At 63.9% G+C, this 3361-nt stretch carries 4 protein-coding genes; 2 read left to right on the forward strand and 2 right to left on the reverse strand.

The window, feature by feature from the left end; translation table 11 throughout:
* Nucleotides 1–373: 373 nt before the first annotated feature.
* Complete coding sequence (locus ACIBI9_RS67745; RefSeq protein ID WP_397239644.1) at nt 374–769, reverse strand: hypothetical protein; 396 nt, start codon at nt 767–769, stop codon at nt 374–376.
* A 207-nt stretch (nt 770–976) separates the two neighbouring features.
* Nucleotides 977–2134 carry a hypothetical protein gene (locus tag ACIBI9_RS67750; protein ID WP_397239646.1) on the reverse strand — a complete coding sequence of 386 codons (1158 nt, stop codon included), beginning with the start codon at nt 2132–2134 and terminating at the stop codon, nt 977–979.
* Between the two features lie 192 nt (nt 2135–2326).
* Here ACIBI9_RS67750 and ACIBI9_RS67755 point away from each other — a divergent pair, with 192 nt between their 5' ends.
* Nucleotides 2327–2701 (forward strand): hypothetical protein, encoded by a 375-nt coding sequence (locus tag ACIBI9_RS67755; protein ID WP_397239648.1) that lies wholly within the window; start codon nt 2327–2329, stop codon nt 2699–2701.
* Between the two features lie 38 nt (nt 2702–2739).
* Nucleotides 2740–3030, forward strand: a complete 291-nt coding sequence (locus ACIBI9_RS67760) for a hypothetical protein (protein ID WP_397239650.1) — start codon at nt 2740–2742, stop codon at nt 3028–3030.
* Nucleotides 3031–3361: the final 331 nt, after the last annotated feature.

Genomic DNA, 3361 nt, shown 5'->3' on the forward strand with positions numbered 1-3361 from the left:
GAGGGCTGAGACATCCCAACAATATCGGGAGCGCTGTTAGCAAGCGTGTTAGCAAGATCGCATAATTGTCCTGACAAATGCAAAGCCCCTGAGCAAGTAACACCTGCTCAGGGGCTTCATCACGCAGAGCCGACGAGGGGAATCGAACCCCTGACCTTCTGTTTACAAGGGCAGGGCAGACGTCCCGTCAACGCGCGACTGTCCTGCTCATGTGGTGATCGTGGAGAGTCGACATGCGATCGGGTAGGACGGCGTTGCTGTACGCGCTGCTGTACAGCAGATGGGAAGCATTCCTCAGCAAGCAAATCCACCCTGTATCGCAGGGCGATCAAGACTCCAGGAACACAACCTGGGAAGTTGCCTCCATCGTGAGTCAGCCGCTGGTCATCCGCAGGTCGCCACCAAAGCTCTCTGCGACTACAGTCCCCGAGTCGAACACGAACTCCGCTCCCACACGCTCGGTGCCGTCCACCCCGCCGCCTAACCGCTCGACAACGCGTACGAGCCGTCCGCCGATGTGCCGTACGAAAGGAACACCATCCGGGGCGGAGATCACATCTACGCGGCTGCCAAGCTCTTCCATCACGTAGCTCGGCCCTGGTTCGCATGGCTCGATCCGAAACGACCAATCGGCGGCGACTTCGACGCCAATAGTCACTGACTCCAAGCGCAGCCACACATCGATGACTTCAGGGGCGTTGGTTTCATGCACGATCTGGGCGACTAACACTCCGATCAGACGCTTGTGCGCCAGACCCGCAAGATCCATGGCACCGGCTACCTTGCTCTAGTCTCAGTCCCGGGCGATCTTGGCCACGGTACTCACACCCCGCATGATGCCCGACAAACCGGTGGCAAGGACCGACGCAGTCGGTCCGCGGCAGCCGATCGCCCCAGCCCGAGAGGCGGGTACCGAAGCCGGCGATCGTCACGGCCGTGCAATGCACAATGTCCATACTCGACGGCAAGGCCGCGTTCAAGCGCTCAGCTGTGGTCGCTCCGCCTTCGACGACCGACCGTACAACTCCCGGTAGGCCTCGCGTAGTTCGACGGCTTCAGCCAGGCCGTGCCCTTCGACGCCCCCGATGACCTCCTTGGCCCGCCAGTAGTTCGAGGGCACGAGCAGCCCGCTCATGACAGCCTGGAGGGTGATGTGGCCGGCCTCTCCCGGCTCGTCCGTGGCGAGCAGGGCCAGGGCCAGATCGAGACGAGCGGAGGCGGCTCTACGGGGACGCGGCCCACCGTCCTCGGTGGACTCCAGCCGTGCGAGAACCTGCCGTGCGTAGCCCACCGCCGCGGGATCGCCCAGCCATGAGAGTGTCGTCGCGGTGTAGGCCTCGCTCTTGGCAGGGTCGTAGCGGAAGTGGTGCTCTGGCCGGTCCGGCATGGGCATGGGAGAGACCATCTGGTGAATCCGGTTGAGCGCGGCCCTGGTCTCGGTTCCTTTCCCCATCCGTGCCCAGGCCCGGCCTTCCTGCCCTGTCGCCTGGATGTAGGCCGAGCTTCTGCGGGAGGCGACGTCTTGCGCTCCCTGGGAGAGGATCATGGCGTGCTGGTATTCACCCTCGGTGAGGGCCTGCCATGCCTCCGTTTCCAGGCACCATGCCTTGATTTCGGGCTGCTCACCATGGTCGGCCAACTGGCCAGCGGTCCGCAGGCGGGCTGCGGCGGCGGGGTATTGCCGCAAGTCGATGTGGCAGGTTGCGGCGAGCAGTGACAGCCAGCCACCGGCCACGAGCAGACGCCGATGCTCGGCGAGAGTCTTCCTGCCGTCGATGAGCCGGACGACGTACTCCAGGTGCCGCTTCACCCGTCCAAGCAACTCGGCCGGGGGCGTGCAGGGGTAGGCCGACGCCAGGTCATCCACAGCGCGCTCCAGCCGTTCCAGGGTTTCCCGGCCGACGTCGCTGGCCCCTGCTCGACGGGCGAGCTCCATCGCGTCGATCTCGTCACCGAGGTACGTCTCTTCGTCAACGCCGTCGAATAGAGCGTGTTCGCTCAACCCGTACACGCGGCAATACAACTCGGCATACTCATCGTCCGGTCGATGCTTCCCGCACTCGTGGTCTCGGATCCTGCGCACCATGCTCTCCGGTTCAGGCAGCACCCTGTCGGCGACCTTGGACAACTGCATGGCGAGATCCCGTTGAGACCACCCTCGCCTGGTCCGCTCGGTACGTAGCCGACCGGCCCAGACCGGAACCTTGCTCATCGCGCGCACCACCTCCGGGGGACGGGCGGACACAGGCGGATAGCCGGGTGCGCCTCCAGTGTCCTCTCCCGCAGTCGTACCACAGGCGACTGTGATGGAACCGTGCAATGGGACATGAACAACCCGGACACTATGGCCGACGCGGAACTCCATGCGGTGCGATGGACCGCTGACCCAGATATCCATCAGGTTGTCACGGACGCCGCCCTCCTAGTGGACCTGCGTGGCCGTCAACTCTCGGTGCTCCGCAACACCTATCCGGGCTGGGACATCGAGTATGAGAGCGATGCGTCCGGGCACGTGTGGTGGACGGCCCAGTTGCGCCGGACGTTCACCCTGGAAATGGCGACGGCAGGCGTCATGCGGACCGTCCATCGGGAGGACGTCATCGCGCTTGCGTCCGCGCTGGCCTGGCAATCAGCTCTCTTGCACAACACGCAGTCCCGCATTCGACCGCCACACACTCCGCACGGCGGCGACACCGCATGACCACAGGACCCAAACGGTGCAATGACTGTGGCCAGGACGTGTTCGGGGTCTACCTGTTCGATCACGGACGCCTCATAATCAACCTCGACCTTGAGCCGGTCGTCGGCGGCGATTACACCTACTGGAACCCCACCTACGGGACCGGTCAACACTGGCGTGCCACTTACCGACCCGCCAAGGTATCCCCGCCGCTCAACAGGCCCGAGCAGGACACCAAGCAGTGGGACGGAAAGCAAGCCGCAAACGAACGCCCGTGGTTCGTGCAGCACGTGTGCGGGCTGACGGCCGCACAGATCATTCAGGAGCGGCGCCGACAGAAGGGTGCATAGATCAACCCCCGCCTGGCGTCACAGGAAGTGGAGGAGCGCCGGAAGGAGTGCCCCACTAGGTTCGCTCGCTCCAACGCCATCCTGACAGCTCGAACCCTCGGTTCGTTCACCACCACAACACCCCTTACGTGCCTTCGTAGGGTTGGGTGATCTCCGCTGCTCTGCCGCTCGCCTGAGTAAACCTGTCGATCAGCAGCCTGAACAGAGATTACGGTTGCGACTGGCTCTCGTCGTTTCTCGCTGCTCTCGGCCACCCACGAACAGTGAGAGAGCAGGGCAGGAGGTTTCTCATGGCGATCCCGAGAAAGGGATCGCGACTCATCACCGTCGA

Source organism: Nonomuraea sp. NPDC050451 (assembly GCF_044458585.1).